This is a genomic window from Lactobacillus intestinalis (genome assembly GCF_024397795.1).
Classification (GTDB): Bacteria; Bacillota; Bacilli; order Lactobacillales; family Lactobacillaceae; genus Lactobacillus; species Lactobacillus intestinalis.
In genome coordinates, this window is record NZ_CP072983.1 from 1,220,800 (window position 1) to 1,245,747 (window position 24,948).

27 protein-coding genes are annotated in these 24,948 nt (G+C 34.5%); 7 read left to right on the forward strand and 20 right to left on the reverse strand.

The annotated features are described in order from the left end of the window. Nucleotides 1-220: 220 nt before the first annotated feature. Nucleotides 221-985 carry a DeoR/GlpR family DNA-binding transcription regulator gene (locus tag KBW87_RS05685; RefSeq protein ID WP_057810694.1) on the forward strand — a complete coding sequence of 255 codons (765 nt, stop codon included), beginning with the start codon at nucleotides 221-223 and terminating at the stop codon, nucleotides 983-985. A gap of 5 nt (nucleotides 986-990) precedes the next feature. Then, nucleotides 991-1,356: a bacteriocin immunity protein gene (locus tag KBW87_RS05690; protein WP_004045134.1), complete on the forward strand. Its 366-nt coding sequence runs from the start codon at nucleotides 991-993 to the stop codon at nucleotides 1,354-1,356. Between the two features lie 52 nt (nucleotides 1,357-1,408). Here the strand turns inward: KBW87_RS05690 and KBW87_RS05695 are convergent, their stop codons facing one another. The 15 genes from KBW87_RS05695 to KBW87_RS05765 form a co-directional block, all read right to left on the reverse strand. Then, entirely contained in the window at nucleotides 1,409-2,134 is a 726-nt protein-coding gene (locus tag KBW87_RS05695) for a GntR family transcriptional regulator (protein WP_057810691.1), read from the reverse strand. Next, entirely contained in the window at nucleotides 2,134-3,057 is a 924-nt protein-coding gene (locus tag KBW87_RS05700) for a nucleoside hydrolase (protein WP_004045138.1), read from the reverse strand. The genes KBW87_RS05695 and KBW87_RS05700 overlap by 1 nt, the downstream gene beginning before the upstream one ends. A 103-nt stretch (nucleotides 3,058-3,160) precedes the next feature. Then, nucleotides 3,161-3,856: a ribose-5-phosphate isomerase RpiA gene (gene rpiA / locus KBW87_RS05705; RefSeq protein ID WP_057810690.1), complete on the reverse strand. Its 696-nt coding sequence runs from the start codon at nucleotides 3,854-3,856 to the stop codon at nucleotides 3,161-3,163. A gap of 1 nt (nucleotide 3,857) precedes the next feature. Beyond that, entirely contained in the window at nucleotides 3,858-4,778 is a 921-nt protein-coding gene (gene rbsK / locus KBW87_RS05710; RefSeq protein WP_057810688.1) for a ribokinase, read from the reverse strand. 98 nt (nucleotides 4,779-4,876) lie between these two features. After that, complete coding sequence (locus KBW87_RS05715) at nucleotides 4,877-5,344, reverse strand: Dps family protein (protein WP_057810686.1); 468 nt, start codon at nucleotides 5,342-5,344, stop codon at nucleotides 4,877-4,879. A 103-nt stretch (nucleotides 5,345-5,447) separates the two neighbouring features. Beyond that, nucleotides 5,448-6,026: a CDP-diacylglycerol--glycerol-3-phosphate 3-phosphatidyltransferase gene (pgsA, locus tag KBW87_RS05720; protein ID WP_057810684.1), complete on the reverse strand. Its 579-nt coding sequence runs from the start codon at nucleotides 6,024-6,026 to the stop codon at nucleotides 5,448-5,450. A gap of 12 nt (nucleotides 6,027-6,038) precedes the next feature. Then, on the reverse strand, nucleotides 6,039-7,229 hold the full coding sequence (locus tag KBW87_RS05725) for a helix-turn-helix domain-containing protein (RefSeq protein ID WP_057810682.1): 1,191 nt from the start codon (nucleotides 7,227-7,229) through the stop codon (nucleotides 6,039-6,041). A gap of 54 nt (nucleotides 7,230-7,283) precedes the next feature. Beyond that, nucleotides 7,284-8,012: an elongation factor P 5-aminopentanone reductase gene (gene ymfI, locus KBW87_RS05730; RefSeq protein WP_057810676.1), complete on the reverse strand. Its 729-nt coding sequence runs from the start codon at nucleotides 8,010-8,012 to the stop codon at nucleotides 7,284-7,286. Nucleotides 8,013-8,016: 4 nt separating this feature from the next. After that, nucleotides 8,017-9,261: a M16 family metallopeptidase gene (locus KBW87_RS05735; protein ID WP_057810674.1), complete on the reverse strand. Its 1,245-nt coding sequence runs from the start codon at nucleotides 9,259-9,261 to the stop codon at nucleotides 8,017-8,019. Beyond that, nucleotides 9,258-10,526 (reverse strand): M16 family metallopeptidase, encoded by a 1,269-nt coding sequence (locus KBW87_RS05740; RefSeq protein ID WP_057810671.1) that lies wholly within the window; start codon nucleotides 10,524-10,526, stop codon nucleotides 9,258-9,260. The genes KBW87_RS05735 and KBW87_RS05740 overlap by 4 nt, the downstream gene beginning before the upstream one ends. Before the next feature lies 1 nt (nucleotide 10,527). After that, entirely contained in the window at nucleotides 10,528-12,981 is a 2,454-nt protein-coding gene (locus KBW87_RS05745) for an FtsK/SpoIIIE family DNA translocase (protein WP_057810670.1), read from the reverse strand. A gap of 18 nt (nucleotides 12,982-12,999) precedes the next feature. Next, the gene (locus KBW87_RS05750; protein ID WP_057810668.1) at nucleotides 13,000-13,392 is read right to left on the reverse strand and encodes a DUF1149 family protein; all 393 of its coding nucleotides are present in this window, start codon (nucleotides 13,390-13,392) and stop codon (nucleotides 13,000-13,002) included. Further along, complete coding sequence (locus KBW87_RS05755; RefSeq protein ID WP_057810666.1) at nucleotides 13,392-13,955, reverse strand: tRNA (cytidine(34)-2'-O)-methyltransferase; 564 nt, start codon at nucleotides 13,953-13,955, stop codon at nucleotides 13,392-13,394. Before KBW87_RS05755 ends, KBW87_RS05750 begins: the two co-directional genes overlap by 1 nt. 57 nt (nucleotides 13,956-14,012) lie before the next feature. Continuing rightward, a complete protein-coding gene (locus KBW87_RS05760) occupies nucleotides 14,013-15,206 on the reverse strand; it encodes an AI-2E family transporter (protein ID WP_057810664.1) in 1,194 nt (397 codons plus the stop codon). A gap of 11 nt (nucleotides 15,207-15,217) precedes the next feature. Next, nucleotides 15,218-15,598: a PTS glucitol/sorbitol transporter subunit IIA gene (locus KBW87_RS05765; RefSeq protein WP_004045162.1), complete on the reverse strand. Its 381-nt coding sequence runs from the start codon at nucleotides 15,596-15,598 to the stop codon at nucleotides 15,218-15,220. 163 nt (nucleotides 15,599-15,761) lie between these two features. Between KBW87_RS05765 and KBW87_RS05770 the strand changes: the two genes are divergently transcribed. From KBW87_RS05770 to KBW87_RS05780, 3 genes are all read left to right on the forward strand, one after another. Next, the gene (locus KBW87_RS05770; protein ID WP_057810662.1) at nucleotides 15,762-16,790 is read left to right on the forward strand and encodes a lactonase family protein; all 1,029 of its coding nucleotides are present in this window, start codon (nucleotides 15,762-15,764) and stop codon (nucleotides 16,788-16,790) included. 20 nt (nucleotides 16,791-16,810) lie between these two features. Further along, nucleotides 16,811-17,641: an undecaprenyl-diphosphate phosphatase gene (locus KBW87_RS05775; RefSeq protein WP_057810660.1), complete on the forward strand. Its 831-nt coding sequence runs from the start codon at nucleotides 16,811-16,813 to the stop codon at nucleotides 17,639-17,641. A gap of 81 nt (nucleotides 17,642-17,722) precedes the next feature. Continuing rightward, the gene (locus tag KBW87_RS05780; RefSeq protein ID WP_004045165.1) at nucleotides 17,723-18,415 is read left to right on the forward strand and encodes a TVP38/TMEM64 family protein; all 693 of its coding nucleotides are present in this window, start codon (nucleotides 17,723-17,725) and stop codon (nucleotides 18,413-18,415) included. A 34-nt stretch (nucleotides 18,416-18,449) separates the two neighbouring features. On the opposite strand, the gene KBW87_RS05785 is transcribed toward KBW87_RS05780, so the two are convergent. The 4 genes from KBW87_RS05785 to yjbM form a co-directional block, all read right to left on the reverse strand. Then, nucleotides 18,450-20,225, reverse strand: a complete 1,776-nt coding sequence (locus KBW87_RS05785) for an oleate hydratase (protein WP_057810658.1) — start codon at nucleotides 20,223-20,225, stop codon at nucleotides 18,450-18,452. 126 nt (nucleotides 20,226-20,351) lie between these two features. Then, nucleotides 20,352-21,242: an RluA family pseudouridine synthase gene (locus KBW87_RS05790; protein ID WP_057810656.1), complete on the reverse strand. Its 891-nt coding sequence runs from the start codon at nucleotides 21,240-21,242 to the stop codon at nucleotides 20,352-20,354. Continuing rightward, nucleotides 21,229-22,032, reverse strand: a complete 804-nt coding sequence (locus KBW87_RS05795; protein ID WP_004045171.1) for an NAD kinase — start codon at nucleotides 22,030-22,032, stop codon at nucleotides 21,229-21,231. The genes KBW87_RS05790 and KBW87_RS05795 overlap by 14 nt, the downstream gene beginning before the upstream one ends. Continuing rightward, nucleotides 22,029-22,661 carry a GTP diphosphokinase gene (gene yjbM, locus KBW87_RS05800; protein ID WP_004045173.1) on the reverse strand — a complete coding sequence of 211 codons (633 nt, stop codon included), beginning with the start codon at nucleotides 22,659-22,661 and terminating at the stop codon, nucleotides 22,029-22,031. Before yjbM ends, KBW87_RS05795 begins: the two co-directional genes overlap by 4 nt. Nucleotides 22,662-22,739: 78 nt before the next feature. On the opposite strand from yjbM, the gene KBW87_RS05805 reads away from it, so the two are divergent. Both KBW87_RS05805 and KBW87_RS05810 read left to right on the forward strand, forming a co-directional pair. After that, nucleotides 22,740-23,354 carry a CYTH domain-containing protein gene (locus KBW87_RS05805; RefSeq protein WP_057810654.1) on the forward strand — a complete coding sequence of 205 codons (615 nt, stop codon included), beginning with the start codon at nucleotides 22,740-22,742 and terminating at the stop codon, nucleotides 23,352-23,354. Between the two features lie 119 nt (nucleotides 23,355-23,473). Continuing rightward, on the forward strand, nucleotides 23,474-24,103 hold the full coding sequence (locus KBW87_RS05810; protein ID WP_057810652.1) for a DsbA family protein: 630 nt from the start codon (nucleotides 23,474-23,476) through the stop codon (nucleotides 24,101-24,103). Here KBW87_RS05810 and KBW87_RS05815 read toward each other — a convergent pair. Continuing rightward, nucleotides 24,095-24,940, reverse strand: a complete 846-nt coding sequence (locus KBW87_RS05815; RefSeq protein WP_057810650.1) for a competence protein CoiA — start codon at nucleotides 24,938-24,940, stop codon at nucleotides 24,095-24,097. The two genes, KBW87_RS05810 and KBW87_RS05815, sit on opposite strands and share 9 nt — an antisense overlap. Between the last annotated feature and the right edge of the window lie 8 nt (nucleotides 24,941-24,948).

A 24,948-nucleotide genomic window follows, 5' to 3' on the forward strand; every position in this document is an offset into this window, starting at 1 on the left:
CTCACAAAAGTTCAACTATTTTAAAAATTGGTACCACCCAATTTTACAAAAGGATATAAGATAAAACACTTATACGGAAACGTTGCCATTATAGCATTTTAAATTTTTCAATCAGTATTTCTACTCACATATACTTACATATACAGAATTATAAATATATAATACAGATAAACACTTAAAACAATTTTTTATTATGTTAGATTATGAATTGGAGAGAAAAATGAATCAAGAAGAAAGAATTGCAGAAATCAAGAAATTATTGAAAAAAGAGCATAAATTGACTACTCGTCAATTGGCTCAACATTTTCAAGTATCCTTTGATACAGCAAGAAGAGATGTGCTCCGATTAACCACTACTGGCCAGGCAATTAGAATTCATGGTGGCTTAATGGAAATCAATCAAAATAATGTGCCTGATTTTCTTGCTCGTAATCAGATTCAATCTCCAGTTAAAAACAAAATGGCTAAAATGGCTAAAAAATTCATTCATCCAGGCCAATGCGATTTTATTGGATCATCCACCACTTTAAAACTTATGTGTCCTTTAATTAATGGCATGAATTTACAAGTAGTTACTAATTCAATAGATAATGCATTGAATATGATGGAATCCCCCCTCCCTAAAATCAGACTACTGGGTGGCGTAATCAATAAAGAACAACGCTTTATCTTTTCGGAAGCTGCACTTGATACTTTGCGTCGAATCCGCTTTAATACTGCTTTTATCGGGACAGCCAGCATTAACAAAGATGGGATTTACATGCCGAATATGAGCGATGCGAATATCGTTAAAATTGCGGCTGAGCATTCTAATTTAGTCGTTTTAATTGCCGAAAATTATAAATTTGAAAATCAAAATTCTGCTCCATTTAAATCAATTGGTTTAGACAAGATCGATGTTTTAATCACTGATTCTCCTCTTGGCAAGGAAAAGAAGAGCTATTTTGATTCTCATACTCAAATTATTTCAGTTTTGAAGGAGTAATTGATATGTTTAGTTTCAGCTTTTTTAAATCCAACCAAAATGATCAAAAAAACAAAGTTTACAATGAATTAGATAAGTTTTATCAAAGCTTTTTCAACGATACTTATAACGAACTCAATATTGATAAATATCGCCAGATTAGGGATGCAATCGGCTTAGTAATGCGTAAATTTGATAGCGATGATCATCCGTTGGAATATACCAGTAAATTGGTTATGTACATTCAAGCTCGCGTAGTGCTCAAGCATTTACGTTTATCCTCAGTCCAACAAAAAATTATGCAGACATTAAGTGAACAAACTAAGTACATAAATTTGTCTTACGTCTACACTTGTCCTCTGGATGACGTTACTCAATTTGAAAATGCGTAATTGAATTTTCCCCTTTTAGATCAAAAAATGAGCCTCTAGGGGCTCATTTTTCTTATCTATCTAAATTTACAAAAGTATTGAAACGCATATATTTATAATGCACACGCATATTTGAAACTTCAAAAGGAGTTCCATCATCCAAAAAGAAAATTCCTTCCATGACCCCAACAGGTTCAGTCAATTTTAAATTCATTTCTTTTTGGTCTTCTTTATTTGATGGTTCAACTGTAATATTCAAGAAAGACTTAGTAACAGTTTTATTTTCTTTATCTTCTAAATAATTAAACAAAGACCCTTGCAAAGTTTCCGGCTTGAGTTCAGGCATAATTTTAATTGGCAAATAACCAGTTTCAATTAAAAACGGTTGTTTATCAAGGAAACGCAATCGTTTAAATTCATAAACAAAATCATTTTCATTTAAGAACAAATCTTGAGCAATCTCAGGGGAAGCCTTAATCACGTGAAAATCAAGCAATTTAATACTTTGCTTTTTACCCGGCATCTTAAAACTATCAGTTAACCCTAAATTAGACCCCTCATAGCGAAAAAGAGCTTGATTTTTAAGGTATAAAGGGTTAATGAAGGTTCCACTCCCTCTTTTCTTAAAAACAATTCCCTGGTCTGCTAAAAGTCCCAGAGCTCGTTTCATCGAAGAACGACTAACTTTATAAGATTCGGCTAAGCTACGCTCGTCAGGAAGCCGCATCCCTTTATAATTGCCATTTAAAATATTTTGTTTAATATCATGCATTACACTGCGATAAACAAAGTCTGCCATTATTTTCTTTCCTGTTCAGCATTTTGAATACTTTTAATAAACCAATCTGCAAATTTATCCACGTCAACATCAACTGCTACTTCTGCATTTGGCGTCTTACTCATAAAATCAATTACACTTGCTCCTGAAGTATACCGACCAGCAAGCTCAATTTCAACATCCGCTTGTTTCAAAGTAAAGGCCTCTGGGCATAAAATCAGGCCTACAGCGGTTGGATCAAAAATCTTAATTCGCGGATCACCGTCCGGTTCATGAATATTTGAAAACATTGAATAAAGCATGTCGCCAACTTTACCGCAAGCCTTAATTTCTTTCATTTGTTCTTGAGTCACGTGCGCTTTATTTCCAATTTCAAGCGGCGCTACTTTCATCTTTAAACCGCTGTGAAAGACAACTTGGGCCGCTTCTGGATCGCCGGCAATGTTATATTCTGCTAATGGACTGTGATTACCACGGCCGATATTTGCACCCATAATTACAACTTCTTCAATGTTATCAACCACGTCTGGGTATTGCTTAAACAAAAGCGCATAATCTGTTAAAGGTCCAATTCCAAGTAAAGTTACCTTTTCTGAACTATTTTTAATTTCTTTATACATTAAAGTTGCTGCAAGACCTGGTCTAACCAAACTCTTGTCAGCCGTTGGAAATTCAAATCCAGCAATTCCTGTTTTTCCGTGAACAGAAGCTGCACTAATGGCTGGACGAACTAGGGGCTGATTAGCTCCCACAACAACTGGAACCTTAGTGTTGAGGAATTTTTCTAAGTTAAGAGTATTTTGCAAAGTATAGTTCAAAGCAACATTGCCCCAAGTGGGAACAATCATTCTGACATCTAATTCTTTTGCAAAAAGACTAATCGTCATTGCTGCAATATCATCAATACCTGGATCAGTTGAAATAATTAATGGCTTTTTAGTCATCTAAATTTTCCTTTCAAAGTTAGTGTTACTTCCATCATACCAGAAAAACTTGGGGTTAGTTTCAAAAAAAGAAAGCCATCTTCTAATGACTTTCTTTAAAAATTTATCTCTTTTTTTCTTCAATTTCACCATTGCTATGAGCAATAATTACTTCATCACACATATCAAGGAATAAACCATGTTCTACAACACCTACAGTGTGATCTAAATAATCGGCTAAAGCATGTGGAACCGGGATTGGATCAATTGCCAAATCAATAATGTAATTGCCGTAGTGGGTTACATATCGATTTCCATTTTCATCTAAGCGCCATTGTGGCTTTAAGCCTTCTTCTTGGAATCTTCTGAAGTTTTGTTCACAAGAAATTGGTAAAACTTCTACCGGAAGAGGAAAGTCGCCCAAGCGATCAACAAGTTTAGATTCATCAACAATCCAAATGATCTTCTTAGAGTTAATTGCCACGTTTTTTTCTAAAGTTAAAGCGCCTCCGCCGCCTTTGATACCATTCAATTCATTATCAACCCGATCGGCACCATCAACGGTTAAATCAGCTTGGTCAATATCACTAAGTTCATCTACTTTAAAGCCTAAGCTTTCAAGTTGCTTTTTACTACGATTACTAGTAGTCACAATATGCTTTAAAGAAAAATTTTCCTCTTCTTTTCTTTTACCCAAAGCATCAATAAAAAAGGCAACCGTAGAACCAGTTCCTACTCCTAAAACAGAATCTCTTTCCACCATCATTGCAGCCTTAGTGGCAGCTTCTTTTTTTAATTCATCTTGCTTTTGTTTATCCATTTTAATTCTCCATTAAATCTTGTACTTCTTTAGCAGTTGGAATTGAAGGTTGCGCACCAAGACGCTGAACGGCAATAGAAGATGCGCGACTAGCAATTTTTGCAGCTTCTTCTAAATTAGATAAATCCTTCTTCAAATTTCCTGCCAAAAAGCCAATAAATGTATCACCAGCACCCGTAGTATCAATTGCATCTACCTTAAAGGGAGACACAAGTGTTTGAATATCTGGTGAAGAAATATAAGCACCCTTATCACCGTAAGTAATTACCACATTCTTAACTCCTAAATCATGAAGTCTTTGCGCATTAGCCACCAAATCAGCATCACTTTTAATCTCAATTCCAGTTATTTTGGCACTTTCAGTTTCATTAGGAGTAATTAAATCAGTATGCTTAAGAAGTTCCGTAGGAATCTTCTCAATTGCTGGTGCTGGATTCAAAATTGTAATCGCACCTTTTTTCTTAGCGATTTTAAAAGCTTCGATAGTAGCTTCAATTGGTGTTTCAAATTGAGCAATTACACAATCAGCTTGATCCATTAAATCATTTGCAGCATCAATATCTGCACGACTTAAACTATAATTGGCTCCATGATCAATAATGATATTATTTTGTCCTTTTTCATTTAAAGTAATATAAGCGTGGCCGGTTTTTTGACCTTGAGTTGTTTCAAGATAGTCTAAAGATACACCATAGCTTTTTAATTGATTCATGATGAATTCGCCAAAACTATCTTCTCCTACCCGACTAATAAAATAGGTGTCAGCTCCACTTTTAGCTGCTGCAATAGCCTGGTTAGCGCCTTTTCCACCGCCGGCAATTGAAACCTCACCAGCATTGATAGTTTCACCAGGTTTGGGAAAATCTTCTACATGTAAAGTGGTATCGACATTACTTGATCCAATAACTACAATTCTTTTCATTAATTTTTTCCTTCTTTAAAATGCGAAACTCATTATTAGATCCATTATAACAAAATATTGAAAAAAATAGCGCCAGCAATTATGCTGACGCCAAAAGTTTAGCGATCAATATCTGGAGCCTTACCTAATTCAGCAGACATCATCCAAATTCGTTTTTCAACTGCGGTATGAAAGCCAGTCAACATATCATTAGTTGAAGCATCCCCCTCTTTGTCGCTAACTTCAATTCCTTTTTCGTAAAGCTTATCTAAATAGCGATAACCATCAATAATCTTGGCATATCTCTCATCAATTGTTTCATCCCAATTACCTTTTTCATCTGGAATTTTAGTCATTTCAGCAATTTCACTCAATGTAGAAACCGGTGAACCATCTAAAGTCACTAATCTTTCGGCTACAAAGTCAAGTTGTGAATCTAACTCATCCATTACTTCATCAAGGTAGGGATGCAATGTCAAAAAGCGACTTCCACGCATATACCAATGATGTTGATGAACAACCATATGTAATTGACTTAAGTCTGCTACTAATTGATTCAATATTTCTTTTGTTTCTGAATACTTCATTGATTTTTCCTTTCTTAAGATAGATACTTAATTATATTTTAACAAGAAAACACTTTCATCACTAATTTAATGCACAAAAAAACTGGCATAAAGCCAGTTTTTATTACATAGAACCCTTGAATACACCCCATGATGAATGGAAATAATCATATCCTGAGTAAATAGCGAATACTAATGCTACATAAAGCAATACAGTACCGATGTACCAAGGGTCCCCTACTAATAAGAAAATAATAGAGAGCATTTGAGCCGTAGTTTTAATTTTACCAGGCATCTTTGCAGCAATAACTTCCCCATCATTTTCAACTACAATTAAACGAAGACCAGTAACTGCCAATTCACGACAAACAATGATTGCAACCACCCATGCTGGTGCTAAGTTCAAACTTATCAAGAAGATGAATGCAGTCATAGTTAACATTTTGTCAGCAAGAGGATCTGCAAATTTACCAAAATTAGTGACTAAGTGACGCGCACGTGCAATATGACCATCTAACCAATCAGTAGCTGAAGCCACTGCAAAAACAACCATTGCAATCACTTGAAGCCAAGAAATAGTTGTTCCGCTCACAATGCCAGTAGGTGCTGTGTAACCACCAGTTGCATTTCTAAAGATTAAAAGCAACATGAAAACTGGAATCATAAAGATTCGAAACATTGTTAATTTATTAGGTAAATTCATTCTATACTACCCTTACCTTCCATTATTATTTTGTTGTGTATTTTGGCTACCTGCATTATTCTCAGCTGATCTAGCATTATTGTTGTTATTTTCAGTTGATTGTTGTTGGGTAGTTTGTTGACTACTACTTTGGGTTTCTTCACGACGTTCAGAACTGCTGCTTTGCGTTTGAGCGGAAGATTGTGTAGTGGCACTACTTTGAGTTCTACTACTTTCATGAGAACGATTTTCATTTGAAGTAGTGTTGTTAGAACTTGAGCTAGTAGTGGCGCCACCATTATCACTATGAGTAGTGGTTGAACTTGAACTATTTCCATTGTTCGTAGTGGCACTATTGTCACTATTAGTTGAATTACCACTATTGCTATGATGGGTAGTAGTAGACTTTCTCTTAGCGTTTCCAATCAACAAGGTAAGAGTAGCGTAACTATTTCTTACAGTATAAGGGATCTTCTTTCCTGCAATCTTCATTGATGTATCCTTATCATTGCTGAAAGTAACAACAACTCTAGATGCATCCTTTGGAAGAGTAATAGTATGTTTTTGATTTGAAGTCAAGGTTTGTGACCATTTAGGAATACCGTTAATAGAAACAGTTGAGGTAACATTTTGATCACCTGCACTGATTACCAAATTACGGTTACTCTTCAAACCAGTAATTCTAAATTCATTATCTGAAAGTCGACTAACTTTTACTGGATTAGTAGTAGTGGCCAACTTTTTAGAAGATGAAGAACTACTGGTTTGAGTTGAAACCTTAACGTTATTGCTTGCGGTATTATTTCTTTGACCACCGGACGAAAGTCTTGCATAAAGAACGTAACCGATTAAAACTACAATAATAATTCCTAACCCAATTGCAATCTTAGGCAAGTAATTTTTCCATAAATTCTTCTTATTATCTGTAGTTTTCTTAACTTCTTCGCTCTTATTATCAATAGAATCTTCTACGTATTCATCAGGTTTAGATTCAGGAACGTCCTCTTGATATTCGCTTAATAACTTCTTCCCATCTAGCCCCACAACTTGTGCGTATTGTCTAATAAAAGCTCTAACATAAAAGTCGCCTGGAAGCTTATCAAAGTCATCATCTTCAATCGCAGTTAGATATCTACTTTGAATCTTTGTTGCCTTTTCAATATCTTCAATTGAAAGACCTTTGGCTTCTCTGGCACTACGTAATTTATCTCCGATATCTGCCATATTTACCTCTTCAAATTTTAGTTTAACAAATTGAGTATACCATCAACTTGGAACTTATAAAAGCCAACCACCACTAATATATATAGTTTGCCCTGTTAAGTAACCACTTTGAGGATTCAAAATAACTTTTACCCAGTATGATATATCCTTACCAGATGCAAAACGTCCTATTGGAATTTCATCTGTAACTTCGGCAATTGTTTCTTCAGAAAACATTGCATTCATTGGAGTGTCGACGGCTCCTGGCGCCAAAACATTAACAGTTAGATTAGTTGAAACCACTTCGCGAGCATATGCTTGACTAAAACGACTCAAGCCAGCTTTAGTCGCACTATAAACTGCTTCCATGGCGCTCCCTTGGCCCCCATAAACGGATCCTAAATAAATAATCCGGCTAAATTCTTGCTTAACAAGCTTATCTTCGAGCAAATGAGTCAACTTAATTGGAACGGTCAAATTAATATTAATGATTTTATCCATCATCGTCATTTTTTGCGTCCCTACAAAATTATAGTCAGTAATACCTTGAGCAAAAATAACTGCATTTACGGGAATAAGCCCATCTACAAACTTCTTTAATTCCGCATCACTGGAATTAAAATCTAATTTTATAGGTAAAAAATCCTGACTAGGATATTCATTAGCTAGCTTTGTAGCTTTTTCGTATGCCTTATTCCATTTAGAATTAGTATGTAAATAAAGTGACCAGCCATCTTTGGCTAAATCTTCACATATACTACTACCTATTCCTCCAGTTGCGCCGAAAACAATTGCACGTTTCATTATTTTACTCCTTATTGACTAACATCGCAGAGCAGAAAACGCTATCCTTTAGTAAATCCTTACAAATTGAATCATATTTTTCAAAATTAATGAGTTGCAGTTGATTGATATTTTCAAATAAGTTTTCATCATCAAGGCTTTCTTCTGCAAGTTCAATCGCTAAATAAGAAATATTATTCATTGTTCGAATTTCATGTGCCAACCATTCGCGTTTCTTCAATTCAAAAAAGCTTTTTGCGTATTCGACATCATCTCTATCTAATGGTCGCATAATTTCTTCTTTAATTGCAGAAATAACTTTCTGAGCATCATCACTTACCCCAGAAATCGTCACAAAATCACCCTGACGAGTATAATTTACTGAAATCTGCGTAGAACTGCTCAATAACTTTTTCTTTTTCATTTTATCAAAGAATGGACTCATGATGCCTAGTTTTGATTCTAACATTATTTCTAAGAGAATTTGCGCCAAGTCTAGACTAGATAATACTTTCTTAAAGTTTGGAAGAAGGAGTCCTACCCCAAACAAATTGGATTGGCCATCAATTTCTAAAACTTCATCTTTTAAAACTAATTGTCTAGTCTGTTTTTTATACTTTATTGTAGCTGCAGTATTTTTAAAGTATTGTTCTTGCAACTTATTTACTTGCCTAAAAATAGATTTGATTTGATAATCAGAAAAGTCTCCACAAGCAATAAAGTGCATATTTTTTGGTTGATAATTTTGCTGATAAACTTCGATTAATGCTTCTACTGTTGTTGCCGCAATTGATTCTTCAGTCCCTGCTACATCAATTCCAAGTTCTGAATCTCCAAACATTTGCCTCATCAAATTATTATTAATGAGCCAATTTGGTTCATCCTTGTACATTGATAATTCCTGGGTAATAATTGGAATCTCTTTTTTTACATTTTCTTCTGTAAAATACGGCTCTCCTACTAATCTAAACAGCAAATTGATTAATTGAGGATTATTTTTGACCCCACTGCAATAAAACATGGTTTCATTAAAAGAAGTAAAGGCATTAACATCGGCGCCCAATTCTTCAAATTTTTGCGAAATGTCACCATCTTCTTTAGCGAAAAGTTTATGTTCTAAAAAGTGAGCACTTCCTGCAACTTCCTGAGGATCACTACTTCCAAAATCAGTAATAATACCAAAAAAGCGCTGATTATATCCTGGTTTTAAAACTATTTCAGCAGAAAATCCTGATTTATATTGTTTTTTTATTATCTTTGGTGAAATCATTTCAACACATAACTTTCTTTTAGAAATAGGTCGTTTGCAAAATCTGCCAACATCTTAGGGTTAATATCTTTGATTACATCCATGTAATCGTCATCAATGCGACCATAGCCGCTAAACATTTCCTGCCGAAGTAAGTTAGCTAATTGCCAATTTTCTCGATCTTGTGCTATTAAGCGGAAATTAATCAAACTTTTCTTGGATTTTTTAAGAAGATCTATGTCAATATCTCCTTTTTTAACCTTCTCAACTTCATCTTTAATAATTTTAATTACTTCATCAATTTGGTCTGGATCAATTCCAGTATTTATTAGAAATAATGAATTACGATGATAACTATTGGCATTTACTTGATAAGCAGCTCCAAGTTCTTCACGAATACTAGTAAATAATTTAGATGATTGATCTCCTGCAAGATACTCACTCAAAATCAACCCTACTAGACGCTTTTGATATTCGGTTTCTATATCTTTAACATGAATAAACTTTTCATCTCGCCCTTCTCGATAGCCATAACCTAAATAAACTTGGGCTTGTAAATTGCCATGATTTTCTTCTTCATAAATTCCTTCTTGAGACCCTGCAGGAATATTAACAATCTCATCCATATCAAACGCCCTAATTATTCCCGCAAAATCAAGATTATTATTTTTACGCACCAGCATCTCTATTGAATTAGCACTCTTCATCACACCTAATTTAGCGCCGGGGGCAATTCTAATAGAACGAGAAAAAGTAAGAACCTCTTTAAGTGTGAGATCTTTAATTAAATTAATATCTCCCATAAAAGTATCTTCATAATCTGGCCGATCCTGATACCAAATTTTAAAAAACTTATCCAAAGCATAACTTGAAGGCTCTTCCATCACTTCACGATATTCGTCCTCTAGCTGCTTTTTACTTAATTCTAAAATTTCCTCATTAATTAAAGGATGGTGGGCCATCTTTTCAAAAGTCTTATAGATATTTTTATAAGTATATTCTGGATCTAAGACTTCAACAGGTTCTACAAAATTGGCCACATAACTCATTATAATTTCAGGCCCCATAATTTGTGGAACAACTTCAAAACTCATATCATAAAATTTAGACAAAACTTCTTGTTGTTGACTAATACTTGGAAAAGATGCAGTAGCATTCATTTGCATACGGGCTAATAAATTAGCAAGTGCTAAATTTTTCTTATTCAATCGAATACGAAAAAAGTCTCCAATCGTTCCAGTCGTAAATTTAGGATCAGACCTATACTCAATATTTGGATTTAGCATTTTAATTACCTTCATTCTTTACAGGTGGAAGCAAAACTTGCCGAGGCTTAGACCCTTCAGAAGGACCTACTACTCCTTTAGCTTCCATTTCATCTACAATTCGAGCTGCTCGATTATACCCAATTCTAAATCTTCTTTGAAGCATGGATACACTTGCAGTCTGCTGGCGTCTAACTAAGTCTACAGCTTCAGAATAAAATTCATCTTCTGGCTCATCATCACTACCCGTGACGTTATTTTCTCCCTGTTTAGGAATCATATCTTGATCGTAATCAGGTTGTTGTTGCTTTTTAACCCAATCAATCACGCGCTCAACTTCATCAGAAGCAATATATGCTCCTTGGACTCTCTCCGGCTTGGACGCTCCAATTGGCATATAGAGCATATCACCACGACCCAGCAACTTTTCTGCGCCAGTTTGATCCAAAATAGTTCTAGAATCTACTCCACTTGAAACCGCAAAAGAGATTCTCGAAGGAACATTAGCCTTAATTAATCCGGTAATAACATCAACACTTGGACGCTGAGTTGCTAAAATCATGTGAATTCCAGCAGCTCGAGCCATTTGACCCAATCTAACAATTGCTCCTTCAACATCATGACCCCCGACCATCATCAAGTCACTTAACTCATCAACCACCACTAGAATATAAGGTAGTTTTTTCATAACGGGCTTTGACTTATCCTGATTATTTTGAGCTACTTTTTTATTATATTCTGCCATATTGCGAGCACCGCTTGCTGCAAATAACTTATAACGCCGTTCCATTTCTTTCACAACTTTATGAAGCGCATTAGCAGCTAGTTTAGCATCTGTCACCACTGGAATTAATAAATGAGGCACACCATTATAAACAGAAAGTTCCACCATTTTTGGATCAATTAAAACAAGCTTAATATCTTCCGGATGTGCTTTCATAAGAATACTCGTTAAAATTGTATTAATAGCTACCGACTTCCCAGATCCAGTTGAACCCGCAATTAACAAATGGGGCATTTTTGCCAAATTAGCTGAAATAGTTGTCCCTGTTACATCTTTACCTAATGGGACTTCCATAATATCTTCTTTAGACTTAGAATCTTGATGTTCCATTACATCTTTAAATGAAACAATAGATGTAGCCCGATTAGGCACTTCAATTCCAATAAAAGGTTTCCCAGGAATTGGAGCTTCAATACGAATATCTTTCGCCGCCAAAGCTAAGGCTAAATCATCTGATAAATTAACAATTCGACTTACCTTTACACCTACTGCAGGCTGAACCTCATAACGGGTAATAGTCGGTCCTAGAATTGCCTTCTTAATTATTACTTTAACACCAAAACTTTTAAAAGTAGATTGAAGCGTGTGAGTGTTCTTTTGAATAAGTTCTTTATCTGTACTCTGATCTGTATTCTCAATAGGGTCTAATAAATTCAATGGCGGCAATTGATATTGAGGATTACTAGTTGACTCCATTTTTAGCTCACCATGATCTACATTTTCCAACTCCGCTTTTAATTTTTTATCTTCTTCTACAAAAGAATGTGACTTAGGCAAAGGAGAATTTTCTTGTGAAGAATCAGGATCTTCATGTTGAGGAGCTACTTGAATTTGTAAAGGTGGGTCAGGTATTTCTTGTTTTTCTTCAGATTTATGATTTTCTATTTTTTCTGAAGGTTTAACACTAGGAGATACCTTCGTTTCCTGCTTTTCTTCTGGAGATGAGGCATTTTTTTCATCAAAATCATCTACATTTGGAAAAACCAAATTATTAGTTTTTTCCTCTTCACGCACCTGTTGCTTTTTGGCTTGTCTTTGTAATTCTTTCTGCTTAATTTCAGAATATTTATCCTTGAGCTTAGCTCCATTTACCTTATTTTGCTCAATAAATACTTGGCTAACAGTTTGAAATTTTTCTACTACTGTTCTAAATTTCACATCAAAGAACATCATAATCCCAATAGGAATAAATAATATTGCCAAAATTCGAATACCAATTTGTCCTAATAATGGAAATAGCAGTTCAAAGCCAATCGCGCCAATTACCCCTCCGCCAACTGATGTGGTAACTCCTGCACGACCCAATTCTTCAAACATTTCATGCCAAAATGAATTCAAAAATGCCGTATTCACTGCTTCGTGAGCAAAATAAATGCTACTTTGAATTAATAATATTCCAAACAATGCTAAAGCTAAGCCAAAGCTGCGTTTAATTTTTAAATGGGCAGGTTGATTGTAAATTAACATGACCAGACCAAAAAGAGCGAGCAAACCACTCGCTAGCAAATATGAATCTCCAAAAAACACTCTAATTAAGTTGGCAACTTGTTTCCCTAAAGTTCCTACTTTAGTAATCGCCAAAATTGCCAAAATAATTTGGACAATTCCAGCAATTGCCCAAGATAAACTTTCTTGTTTTTTCTTTTTATAATTTCTTTTGCTCTTTTTGACTGTTTTCTTTTTCTTAGGCATTTCTCCACCTAATCGCTATTAAAAATTAGCCTTAAAGTTCAAATTAACCGGCTGATCTAAGGTAACTTGAGTAACTTCATAAGTCAAAGTTTCAATGTATTCAACTAAGGGTCTTGAAAGCAATTTATAATCGTTACTTTCAAGATCATCACCTTTACCATGGTAATCCTTAATTTGAACGATCTGGGTAATCAACCCACTTACAGTAAAGTCTCCAGGAGCAGGTGCTACTTCAAATACAACCCCTACTTCGTAGTAATTACCGTCTTTAGGCTTAATAATATTACCGTTTTCATCTTGTTTATCAACTGGCTTAATAGCTACGTTTACTTCATTATCATTTTCTGGCTTTTCATTTAAATCGTAATGAAATGCTCTTACCATAACTGGGGTTTCTTTTTTAAATTCCATTATTGATTATCCTTTCCTAAATTTCGTTCATATCTTTCTGGACGATTATAGTTATCCTTTAGTTTATCATTTTCATAGTGGTGGGTAGTTTCCATATTAGGAAATCCTTGTTGACGAAGTGCTTCCAGCAAGACCATAGCTACAGAATTAGATAGATTATAGCAACGAATATTGTCAGACATTGGGATTCTCAAGTTACGATCATAATATTCACGCATAAAAGTTTCTGGCAAACCAGTCGTTTCTTTACCAAACACAAAGTAGTAATCCTTATCAGGATCGGTATAGTCAACATCAACATAGTTTTTAGATGAAAACTTTGAAATCAGATACATTTCATCCGTTGGCTTTAAAGTTTTCAAAAATGCATCCAAATCATCATGCATTCTTACATCAACTTTATCCCAATAATCAAGACCTGCACGCTTCATTCGCTTATTATCAATTTGAAAGCCCAATGGCTCAATTAAATCTAATACTGTATTTGTGCCCGCACAAGTACGCGCAATATTTCCCGTATTAGCGGGCATCACTGGTTCATACAACACAACATGATTTGTCATAATTTTTCCTCTTAACTAAAAAGCATGGCTACTAACCACGCTTATAATATAAATTGTTTACTTTTTATTTTCTGATTCTCCCGTGGTTGGAGAAGCAAGGTCAATGTCTTCATCATCAAAAACTTCAGACTCTCTCCGATAATAATTGTACACGCGTGAGACAATAATCTTCAAGATGGCATAAATTGGAATACCAAAAATCACACCCCATAATCCCCATACAGAGCTGGCGCCAATCAAAACTAAAATTGTAGTAATAGGATGCATTTCTAGTTTATTTCCCATTACTAAAGGACTAATCAATCTTGATTCAATTGTCTGTTCAATCATAAATACAACTAATACCTTAATCAACATTGAAGTTGAAGACATAATGGAAATCGCTAAGGCCGGAATGAATGCAATAAACGTTCCAAAATAAGGAATTAAATTCATAAATCCCGCTAAAATAGCCAAAGCAAGTCCATAAGGTAAACCTACAACAGTATACCCAATTGAAAACATTACGCCAACCCAAAATGCAACTGTAATTTGACCACGAATATATGAAGCTAAGGCATAATTGATATCATACAAAAGTTTGCTAAAACTTTCTTGCCATCTTTGAGGCGCAAATTTAGTAATATATGGTCTTAATTGATGACCGTCTTTTAACATAAAGAATAAAATAAATGGAGCAGTAAGTAAGGTCATCCCCACCATAGTAATAATATTCACAGCTGATGTGATATTTCCTAAGGTCGTATTAAAAGCATCTTGACCAGATCTAAATAAGGTCTTTTGCGCATTATCAACCATACTTTGCAAATTACTCTTTACAGAATGTAATCTCGGATCTCGTAATGCCTCTTGGACGGCATTAGTTGAATCATTCCAAATATGAGGCCAATTTTTAATTAAAGCATTAATTTGTCCCTGAGCAATTGGAATTAAAGTATTGATAATCCAAATTAAAATTGCGATTACTATTATGAATAAAACTACTATCGTTAGCACTCGTGGTACTTTGAGCTTTTTTTCTAGAATATCAACAAGTGGATTCATAATATAGTACTGAATAACTGCCAGCAGCAATGGTGGCAGAATAGCACTAAAAAATAACCACGCAGGGTTTAAAACAAAAGATATCTTATTGAACACCCAAATAATCAGGAAGAACAATAAGATATTCACTAAAATAATACTAAAGCGATTATTCAAAAACCATTTTTCAAAAACGGTTCTATGAGTTCGCTTTCTTTTATTTTCCATACACTATTCCGTTAAATATGTTCGTAAACAATCTCATCATTTACTTTAAAGTCTGGTAAAGGTTGTTGAACATCTGGATCAAAATAAACGGCATTAGCAAGTGGAGCTTTTGGAACAGGACGCTTGAAGAAGAAGGTTGCGTGTCCTAAAGCTTTCATATTGCTTTCAACCATTGGTCCAACATAGTTTGCGACATATGTTTGACCATCGATAGTAACGGTATCTCCTTTCTTAAAAATAAAGCTGTTGATAGGTGTAGATGGATTAAATTTTTGAATGATGGAAACATCTTTCAAATCTTCATTTGCACCCTCACCAAATAAGATTACCATGCCATCTTTAGAATCGACAGCTTTTTTACCAATTTTTTCAATAGTTGATATCCATTTCATAATATATTCGCTCCTTTTATTAAAATTGTACCATAAGAAAAAGCGCTTAACTAATTTTAGCCATCGATTTTTAAAGTGCTTTCACTTAAAAATTGATTTTTTTATTCTTTCTGCATGGTATACTGATTGAAGCTATTAATGTAAATGATATACGGAGGTAATCATGAAGGTATTAATTGGTGGCTATACAAAAAATAACTCAAAAGGTATTTATGAATTACCATTTGAAAATAATGATCAACCTCACCTAGATGAAGCAAAAAACATCATTGAAATTGGTGGACCAACTTATTTTCAAAAAGACGGTAATTTAATTTTTGCAATTAATAATGCTGGCGACCAAGGAGGAATCAGCACTTTTAAATTAAATAATAGCAACTATGAAGAAGTAGATACTTATTTAACTTCTGGCTCTAGTCCAGCATACATTGGAATCAATCCAAGCAAAAAACTTCTTTATACTGCAAACTATCATACGGCTGTATTATCTGTTTTTAGTTACAATGATGAAGGAAAATTAACTCTTTTAGACACGGTAACTCATCAAAATAACAGCTTAGGCCCTAGAAAAGAACAAGCCGATGGTGCTCATCCCCACTACTTCGATGAAACTCCTCAAGGCAATTTAGTAAGCTGTGATTTAGGAAACGATGCCGTTGATTTTTATCGTTTAAATCAAGACAATAAGCTTAAACACTTGGCAACTTATAAAAATGAAGCAGGCTTCGGCGATCGCCATCTTGTCTTTTCAAAAGATGGAAATTACTTCTATGTAGTGGGTGAATTATCAAGTCAGATTAACGTGGTAAAGTTCAACGAAAATGATTGGACTTTTGAAGATATTGCCACCTACTCCACTATTCCTAGTGATTGGAATGAGCATAATGGTGCTGCTGCCGTTAAAATTAGCGCTGACGGCAAATTTATTTATGTTTCTAACCGTGGAAATGATTCAATTGCCGTTTTTGCAGTCCAAGCCGATCACACTTTAAAATTGGTTCAGCGCATTTCAGTATTTGGATCTTTTCCTCGAGACTTTAATTGGGATGAAGATGAAAAATACGTAGTTGTTGCTAATCAAAATACAGACAATACTACCCTTTATTCAAGAAATGAAGAAGACGGTAGTTTGACACCAATTCAAAAAAACATCCCTGTTCCTGAAGGAACAAGAGTACTTTTTGTTAAGTAAGGAGAAAAAACGAGTAACTTATGTTAGACATTATTAAAGCGATTATTCTAGGAATTATTGAAGGTATCACTGAATTCCTTCCTATTTCCTCCACCGGTCACCTTTATCTAGCTGATTATTTCATTAAGCTTGATCAACCCACTAGTTTCATCAATATGTTCATGGTTGTGATTCAACTTGGAGCCATCTTGAGTGTGATTCTGATTTATTTCAATAAACTTAATCCTTTCGCTCCTTCCAAAAGTCATAAGGAACAACAACAGACTTGGCAACTTTGGTTTAAAGTTATCATTGCTGTTATTCCGTCAGTAATTATTGGATTACCATTAAATGATTGGCTAGATGAACATATGACTACTTGGCAAGTTATTGCTACCACTTTAATTGTATATGGTATCTTGTTCATCATTTTGGAAGACTACTATGAAAAGAAAAAACCTAGCTTAGTTGATTTAAACAAATTAAGCTATAAGATGGCCTTTTTCATCGGATGCTTCCAGGTACTTTCTTTAATTCCAGGTACTTCAAGATCTGGTGCAACGATCATGGGTGCTATGTTATTAGGAGCATCAAGATATGTATCAACAGAATTCTCATTTTTCTTAGCAATTCCAACAATGTTCGGAGCTTCTCTCCTTAAACTTGGCAAGTATGTCATGGGAGGACATGCCTTTGTTGGTAATCAATTAGCAGTTTTGCTGGTTGGGATGCTTGTATCATTTGTCGTAGCTTACATCTCAATCAAATTCTTACTTAAATATGTTCAAACTCATAACTTCAAGCCATTTGGTTGGTACAGAATCATTTTAGGTATTGTGGTTATCATCGTTGGAACTATCTTTGCAAGATAATTATTCAAAGCGTTGACTATAGTCAACGCTTTTTTGTTACGGTAAAATAAATAGAGATAACAACTAAGAGGGGGTGGAATTTTGAAACTTAAAAAACGTGCTCTTAGGATAATTTTATTTATTCTAGGAATATTCCTTGGGCTCTTAGTTTTATATCGACTATATTTAAATTTTCAACCTGAAATCAAGCTTCTGATGCATTTTGATCCACATAATGAAAAATTATTAATCAAAATGGTGCGCAGTCATGGCATTGAGGATCTAGCCTTTTTATTTATCTTGAATGTGGTGTGTGTAGCTATTCCGGGTTTATCAAATGGGATTTTTTGCGTGCTTAATGGTATCCTCTATGGTCCAGCAATTGGTTTTGGTATTAACTGGGTGGGAGACGTAATTGGACAGTTTGTTTTAATGCAACTTTTACGTAAACTCTATAATCCAGACAAATTAAAACATAGCAAAATCTATACACTCTTAATGTCAGCTGAAGGTTATCAGCAAATCGGCCTAATTTTTGGCTATATGATTCCATTCATCCCAAGTGCCACAGTTAGCTATGCAAACTTACTTATCAATAAAACTCGAAAAAAACGCCTTATTCCCATTTTAATTGGAACTATTCCATTTGCTTACCTCTACGCTTACGGTGGTGACTCAATTTTACATTTAGATGGTCAACGTTTAATTAAAGCCGGGATTGCAATTATTGTAATTGCTCTATTAGCTATTTCATTTGTAGTAGTTACACGAAAATTCAAAAAGCATAAAAAATAAGCTTCGTACTTCACGTACGAAACTTATTTTTTGCTTAAATCAAGTTAGCTTCCTTAAGGAGTTCTGCTACCCAAGTCTTTTTGATTTTCTTCATCCCCGATTTAAGAGCTATTTTTTCTGGAAGAGGCATCTCTTGATCAACAAGTTTTTTCTTATCAGACATATAGTACATTGCTCGTAATAATTGACGAATATCGAAAATTGAATCGAATACTTCAGGAACACCTCTATCTACATTCAATAAGGTATATACAGCTTCCATTGCAGTTCTAACTGAATATTCGGTAGTAAAGACAGTATCTCTAGTTGGACTTTCCGCAAAGTTACCAATAAATGCAATATTTTCGGAGCCGTCAGGCACTACTGCTGGACGGTCACCATCACGACGTGGCATAAAGTAACTAGTAATGTATGGCATATAAACTGGAACAGTGTTCATGTTTTCTTCACTAGCATCTTCTTCAATTTCTTCAACTGGGACACCTAAATGATAAAGTAATTCTTCACAAATTTCTTTACCTGTACAATCTACTATTCTCTTTTTAATATAATTTCCTTCGGTATCAGAATAAAGAGCATAGATCCAAATTACAATTTCGTTTGGCTTTTGACTCTTAAAGTGAGGCTGACGGTGAATTGTAAAACTAAGTCCCCAATTAGAATCCATAATTGTTACAATACCACCTGTATTTACACGACCATCATAAAGACTTCTCTTAGTTAAACGTTCAAAATATGGAGCTAATTTCTTAGTTTTCATCGTAGTAGTTGCAGAAACAAACCAACTACGTTCTGGAATATCCTCGCAAAAGACATCGGGATGACCAAAGTCACTATCTTGTGCAGCTAAATTTTCCCAGAGTTTCCAGGAACTGCCCTTTTTATGCGTAATTGGAGCAGGATTATTTTGATCCCCATAAGTTGAAGATTCAGTAATTGAGCCATTAGTTACAAATACTAAATCATCAGGAGTTAAATCGATATCACTTTGCTTACCTTTTTTGGTCATGACAATCTTTTTAGCAATTTTCTTGCCATCTTTATGGTCAACAATTACGTTATCTACATGAACATCATAATCAATATGGACGCCATGATCTTTTAAGTAAGCTAAGACAGGTTTAACCATTGATTCATACTGATTATACTTATTAAACTTTAAAGCAGTAAAATCAGGCAATCCATCAATATGATGAATAAAACGCATGCAGTAACGGCGCATTTCAGCTAGTGAGTGCCATTTTTCAAAGGCAAACATCGTTGACCAATATACCCAGAAATTAGTTTCAAAAAATTCATCACTAAAGAAATCTTCAATGGTTTTACCTTCAATTTCACTTTCAGGAGTCATAATCAATTTCACAATTTCTTTAGAGCATTTACCTAAACCATATTCTCCATCAGTAGGATAACGATTGCCACGTTTATAAATTAAACGACAATTTGAAGAGTTAGGATCTTTTTTATCAAGCCAATAATACTCATCCAAATATGAAGCCCCCGGTACTTCCAAACTTGGAATTGAACGATACATGTCCCATAAACATTCAAAGTGGTTTTCCATTTCACGGCCCCCGCGAACTACAAACCCTGCATTAGGACGGTCGGTTCCATCAAGGGAACCACCAGCTACAGGAAGTTCTTCTAAGATATGAATCTTGTCACCTTTCATCTTAGCATCCCTAATTAAGAAGACTGCAGCAGCGAGCCCTGCTAATCCACTACCAATAATATAAGCTGATTTATTATCTACACCTTCCGGCTTTTGAGTGTCTGCGAAAGCCTCATAATTACCATTAGAATAATACATATGTATCCTCTTCTCTGTCTAAATATAGTATTTCATCTTCACTCCTAATTCTATTGAAATCGATTTCAAATATCAATGCTTTTTACTTATTCTTATTTAACTTTACCCTTATCTAAAAAATAAAGCTCACCTTTTGAGCTTCATCCATAATCTCTGCATATCAAGTGGATCATCAATTTTAATAATGATTTCTTCATCCCCAAATGGATCTGGATATTGTAAATAAAAGCAATTTAAGGCCTGACGTTCAAAATCATCCTCTGCTCCATATAATTCATCCCCATACAAAACATGGCCAATGGCCTGCATATGCACCCTAATTTGATGAGTTCGGCCGGTAAGAAGCTGCAACTCAACTAAACTTGCATCCTCTACTTGATCGAGCACACGATATTTAGTTTGAGCACTTTGGCCAGATGAAACTATTCCTCGTTTAACTCCATCACTGATCTTGCCAATTGGTTTATCAACTATACCTATCAATTCATTTGAAGCAAAATTCCCATGAACAATTGCATGGTATTTTTTAATAAAAATATCTTTGCTCAATTTACTAAAACGGGCATGTGCAATTGGGTTTTTTCCAACTAAAACCAAACCAGATGTATTGCGATCTAATCTAGTGATCACATGTGGCTTAACTGCTGTCTCACCCTTATTTTCAAAATATCCTAGCATTCGATTAACCACTGCATCATCATCTTCATAACGCGAAGGAATTGAAAGTACGCCTGCATCTTTGTTAACCACTAAATAATCTTTACTTTCTTTTACGATCTTTAGGGGACCATAAGACGGCTTTAACCAAGGATTTTCTTTTTCCTTGCCACTTACAAAAATAACTTCATCGCCTTCTTTTAAGTTATAACTTGTATAGCGACGTTTATGATTTACTAAAATCATCCCTTGATGATGCTTTGATTTATTTAAAGCTTGCCTGGAAAAACCATTCTTAAGTAAAAAGGCCCCTAATTTTTTGGGGTCTCTTTCTTTTACTGTTAATTTAAAGATTGCCATTGTTCTCACCAATAAACGCATCCTGAACACGTGACCAAAAATGGTGGTGACCAAAGCGATCAAATTGAATCACATGCCCTGAAATACGATAAACAATTTTCTTAGCATTGCGTACATCAATTCTTTCACCATCAATAGTCATTACAAAATGATCTGAATTAGGAACAATCGTAATCCATTGATCAGGTGCAATTACAATCGGAGCAGATAAAGTTCTAAACACCCGATTATTAATTGAAGCAATTTCTGTCATCTGCAATGCTTTTAAGCGGGGATGAATTACTGCTCCACCTAAAGATTTACTATAAGCAGTCGAACCGGTTGGAGTTGATACACAAAGACCGTCTCCACGAAAATTTTCAAATAATTGATCATCAATATAAACGTTAGCTTCTAAAGTATGTGAAACTCGCTTAACCGCAGATTCATTAAGGGCCAAGTATCTCTTTTCTTCACCGGATTCAGTAATTAAATTAACCTCCAATAACGGATATTTAGCTGATTCAGCTTTTCTTAGAGTGAGTGCATCCACCATCTTTTCAACATCATAATTGCGCCAATCAGTGTAAAAGCCTAAATGTCCAGTGTGAACACCAATAAATCTAATGGAATCAACTTGATTTTCGTAACGATGGAAAGCATTAATTAACGTTCCATCCCCTCCGACTGTAATTACAACATCTGGATATTTAGCATCAAAGACTACATTTTTTTCTTCTAAACATTCTCTTAAATGCTTAACAACCTTTAAAGTCTTTTCATTGTTATTATGCGCAATCGTTACCCTCATGATTTTTCCTTGCCTTTATTTCTTGTAAAAATCTTCTGCGCCTCTTGGACTTCGTCTTTGATTGAGGACATTTCCTCGTCTAATTTATAAGCTGCTTCAGCAGTTGATTTTAATCGTTGAGAAATATCTTCTGGATAAGACCCTTGATATTTATAATTCAAAGTATGTTCAACGGTTGCCCAGAAATTCATCGCCAAGGTTCTAATTTGAATTTCTGCGATTAAATTTTTAGGTCCCTCAGGAAGATAAACTGTATAAGAAATTACCATGTGATAGGAGCGATATCCTGATGGTTTGGCGTTTTTAATGTAGTCGCGCTCTTCAATTACTTCCATATCATCCCGTGCATGGATTAAATCTACCACATTATAAATATCATCTACAAATTGACACACGATTCTAATTCCCGCAATATCCTGCATATCCGTTTCAATTACTTCAGGACTAATTACTCTTCGGGTCATTTTTTCTTTAATAGAGTCCACCGTTTTAACTCTACCAATTACAAATTCAATCGGTGAATGTTCACCTTTTGTCAAAAAACTCTGTCTAAGAGAACGAAATTTAACTTTAAGTTCACGTACAGCCTCAGTATAAGGCCATAAAAAGTTATCCCAATCTATGTCCATGAGAAAAAATTCCTTTCTTAACCAAACACTCACATTTTACCATATAATAATAAAAGAAAGATTGGAGAGAATTTTAAAATGACACAAAATCGCGAAATTGAAGCAAAAACAATTTTATCAAAAACCGTTTATCAAAACATTGTTAAAGCCTTTCCCGTAAAGGCCGACTTTAAACAAGAAAACTATTATTTTGATACTACTAAGAGTCTTTTAAAACATCACAAGATAGCTTTGAGAATTAGAATTTTCAAGGATCATGCCGAACAAACATTAAAAGTCCCTGATTTGCGTCCCGTTCAAAGCAAATTCCATGAAGTTATTGAAATAAATGATAAACTAGAATTACAGCAAGCTAGATCTTTAGTTAAGCAAGCTTCTAACGATGAAGAGATAACCTTTACTGGAACGGTGGGAGCTTATTTATCTAAACATTTCAGCACACAAAAATATCACTTATTGACATGGAGTAAAACTGAGCGTATTTTACTAAATGGACCAGAAAATTGCGAATTAACTCTAGATGCCACTTCTTACCCCGATAGATTCGAAGACTATGAACTAGAGATCGAAAATACTGATCCTGCACTTATCAAAAAAGTCTTATTAATGCTTGAAAAAGAATATAACTTTAAACAAACAAATTCAAACACTAATCAAAGTAAAATTGGACGTGCGTTTGCTCATCAGGATTAAAATGATATAAAATGATATATTAGAATATAATGTAGGTGTATATAAGCATATTTTTTGTTTATCAATTTGTCATTTGCTAAAGTATCAATGAATAAATTATTCAACAGAGGTGTTTTAATATGTATGAGATTTTTCTCTTTATCAACCCAATTGGCATCTATTGCTATGACATTGAAAAGCAAATTCAAGATACAATAAAAGAGCTAGACGTTGATGCATGTTATCATTTCGTCCCTATTACGAATATTAATGCAATCAAGGAAGATGTTTTTCGTAGACGTAAAGAATCTCAAAACGTCATTGAATTATCTAAATACACAATGGCTACCACGAGGGCTCTCCAAGATTACCATGCAATTAAGCTAACATATGGTAATAAGAAGGCTAGAAAATTCATCTTTACTCTTCAACAAAAATTATGTAAAGATTGCTCACAATATAACATTGAATTACCAGGTCAGGTAATTGATGAATTGGGTTTAAATTCAAAAAAGATAAATAGTGTAAAAGATGGTGATTATATTAATGACTCCATCCATCAAGATCAAAAATTAGCAGAACAATGGAATATTACTAAGACTCCAACTACTGTGATTTTTAAAGAAAATGATGAAAGTTGTGGAATTTTACTGGAAGGAACACTCAAACATGATGATCTAGTCAGTTTGTTAATCCCCGAACGTAAAATTATTGAACAACCTTCATTTTACGATAAAATGTTTTCAAATAATCATTTACGATTAATCTAAATATTGACTTACGCTATCGATGTCTCCAGGTTTGCGCCACTTCTCAAAGGGTGCATTAGGTAAAGATTCTAAAGAAAGATGTTTTTGATAAAGTTTTTTGGCAATCTCTAATCCTAATTTGCTTTTTTGCTTAATTTGAATCTGTAAATACTCGCGCTGCAAATTTGGATTAACATGATAGACATTAAAATTAGGTTTAAAGTTCCAAAATTTTTGAATCCCAAGATCATCCAAATCAAAGCTTGCTATTTGATAATGTAGCTTGCGTGTAACGGGTTCTTGTAAGATATTAAATTTTAATCGAAATTGATCCTGTGTTGGATCAATTTCCAAAAAATATTGACGCCACGATTGATTTTCTCTCATGAATATCAATTGTGTCGTTTTTATTTTGTCCTTTAAGTAGTGACGTTGACCCACAATCCAAATATCAGTAATCCCCACTTGCCGATATAGAGCATGTCGATGATTAAATTCTTCCGTACTCAAAGGAGCACATTGAACTTCAAATGCTAATTTAGGTGACGCCAACACATCGGCTCTAATTTGACCATCGGCTAATGGAATTTCAACTTGCGCATTAAATCCCGCAGCCGTTAGCGCAGATTTAAGCATCATTTTCGAATGATAGTGTTCTTCTTTTTCTCCCATCATATTATGGATTTTATTTAAATGTTTAAAAAATGGCATTTTTTGTTGAGAAATCACTAACATCATTCTTTTACTACAGCGTGGACAGCGGTAGTCTTCATAATTCAATCCCTTTTGATTGGTCATCACTAAATGAGCCTCATTAACGGCAGTTACTAATCTTTTATTTAACATTGCTGCGTACAAAATTATCG

What these genes read in the sequence shown, in the direction of transcription:
- KBW87_RS05685 (WP_057810694.1), top strand. Translation starts at nt 221, where the DNA reads ATGAATCAAGAAGAAAGAATTGCAGAAATCAAGAAATTATTGAAAAAA.
- KBW87_RS05690 (WP_004045134.1), top strand. Translation starts at nt 991, where the DNA reads ATGTTTAGTTTCAGCTTTTTTAAATCCAACCAAAATGATCAAAAAAAC.
- KBW87_RS05695 (WP_057810691.1), bottom strand. Translation starts at nt 2,134, where the DNA reads ATGGCAGACTTTGTTTATCGCAGTGTAATGCATGATATTAAACAAAAT.
- KBW87_RS05700 (WP_004045138.1), bottom strand. Translation starts at nt 3,057, where the DNA reads ATGACTAAAAAGCCATTAATTATTTCAACTGATCCAGGTATTGATGAT.
- rpiA (WP_057810690.1), bottom strand. Translation starts at nt 3,856, where the DNA reads ATGGATAAACAAAAGCAAGATGAATTAAAAAAAGAAGCTGCCACTAAG.
- rbsK (WP_057810688.1), bottom strand. Translation starts at nt 4,778, where the DNA reads ATGAAAAGAATTGTAGTTATTGGATCAAGTAATGTCGATACCACTTTA.
- KBW87_RS05715 (WP_057810686.1), bottom strand. Translation starts at nt 5,344, where the DNA reads ATGAAGTATTCAGAAACAAAAGAAATATTGAATCAATTAGTAGCAGAC.
- pgsA (WP_057810684.1), bottom strand. Translation starts at nt 6,026, where the DNA reads ATGAATTTACCTAATAAATTAACAATGTTTCGAATCTTTATGATTCCA.
- KBW87_RS05725 (WP_057810682.1), bottom strand. Translation starts at nt 7,229, where the DNA reads ATGGCAGATATCGGAGATAAATTACGTAGTGCCAGAGAAGCCAAAGGT.
- ymfI (WP_057810676.1), bottom strand. Translation starts at nt 8,012, where the DNA reads ATGAAACGTGCAATTGTTTTCGGCGCAACTGGAGGAATAGGTAGTAGT.
- KBW87_RS05735 (WP_057810674.1), bottom strand. Translation starts at nt 9,261, where the DNA reads ATGATTTCACCAAAGATAATAAAAAAACAATATAAATCAGGATTTTCT.
- KBW87_RS05740 (WP_057810671.1), bottom strand. Translation starts at nt 10,526, where the DNA reads ATGCTAAATCCAAATATTGAGTATAGGTCTGATCCTAAATTTACGACT.
- KBW87_RS05745 (WP_057810670.1), bottom strand. Translation starts at nt 12,981, where the DNA reads ATGCCTAAGAAAAAGAAAACAGTCAAAAAGAGCAAAAGAAATTATAAA.
- KBW87_RS05750 (WP_057810668.1), bottom strand. Translation starts at nt 13,392, where the DNA reads ATGGAATTTAAAAAAGAAACCCCAGTTATGGTAAGAGCATTTCATTAC.
- KBW87_RS05755 (WP_057810666.1), bottom strand. Translation starts at nt 13,955, where the DNA reads ATGACAAATCATGTTGTGTTGTATGAACCAGTGATGCCCGCTAATACG.
- KBW87_RS05760 (WP_057810664.1), bottom strand. Translation starts at nt 15,206, where the DNA reads ATGGAAAATAAAAGAAAGCGAACTCATAGAACCGTTTTTGAAAAATGG.
- KBW87_RS05765 (WP_004045162.1), bottom strand. Translation starts at nt 15,598, where the DNA reads ATGAAATGGATATCAACTATTGAAAAAATTGGTAAAAAAGCTGTCGAT.
- KBW87_RS05770 (WP_057810662.1), top strand. Translation starts at nt 15,762, where the DNA reads ATGAAGGTATTAATTGGTGGCTATACAAAAAATAACTCAAAAGGTATT.
- KBW87_RS05775 (WP_057810660.1), top strand. Translation starts at nt 16,811, where the DNA reads ATGTTAGACATTATTAAAGCGATTATTCTAGGAATTATTGAAGGTATC.
- KBW87_RS05785 (WP_057810658.1), bottom strand. Translation starts at nt 20,225, where the DNA reads ATGTATTATTCTAATGGTAATTATGAGGCTTTCGCAGACACTCAAAAG.
- KBW87_RS05790 (WP_057810656.1), bottom strand. Translation starts at nt 21,242, where the DNA reads ATGGCAATCTTTAAATTAACAGTAAAAGAAAGAGACCCCAAAAAATTA.
- KBW87_RS05795 (WP_004045171.1), bottom strand. Translation starts at nt 22,032, where the DNA reads ATGAGGGTAACGATTGCGCATAATAACAATGAAAAGACTTTAAAGGTT.
- yjbM (WP_004045173.1), bottom strand. Translation starts at nt 22,661, where the DNA reads ATGGACATAGATTGGGATAACTTTTTATGGCCTTATACTGAGGCTGTA.
- KBW87_RS05805 (WP_057810654.1), top strand. Translation starts at nt 22,740, where the DNA reads ATGACACAAAATCGCGAAATTGAAGCAAAAACAATTTTATCAAAAACC.
- KBW87_RS05810 (WP_057810652.1), top strand. Translation starts at nt 23,474, where the DNA reads ATGTATGAGATTTTTCTCTTTATCAACCCAATTGGCATCTATTGCTAT.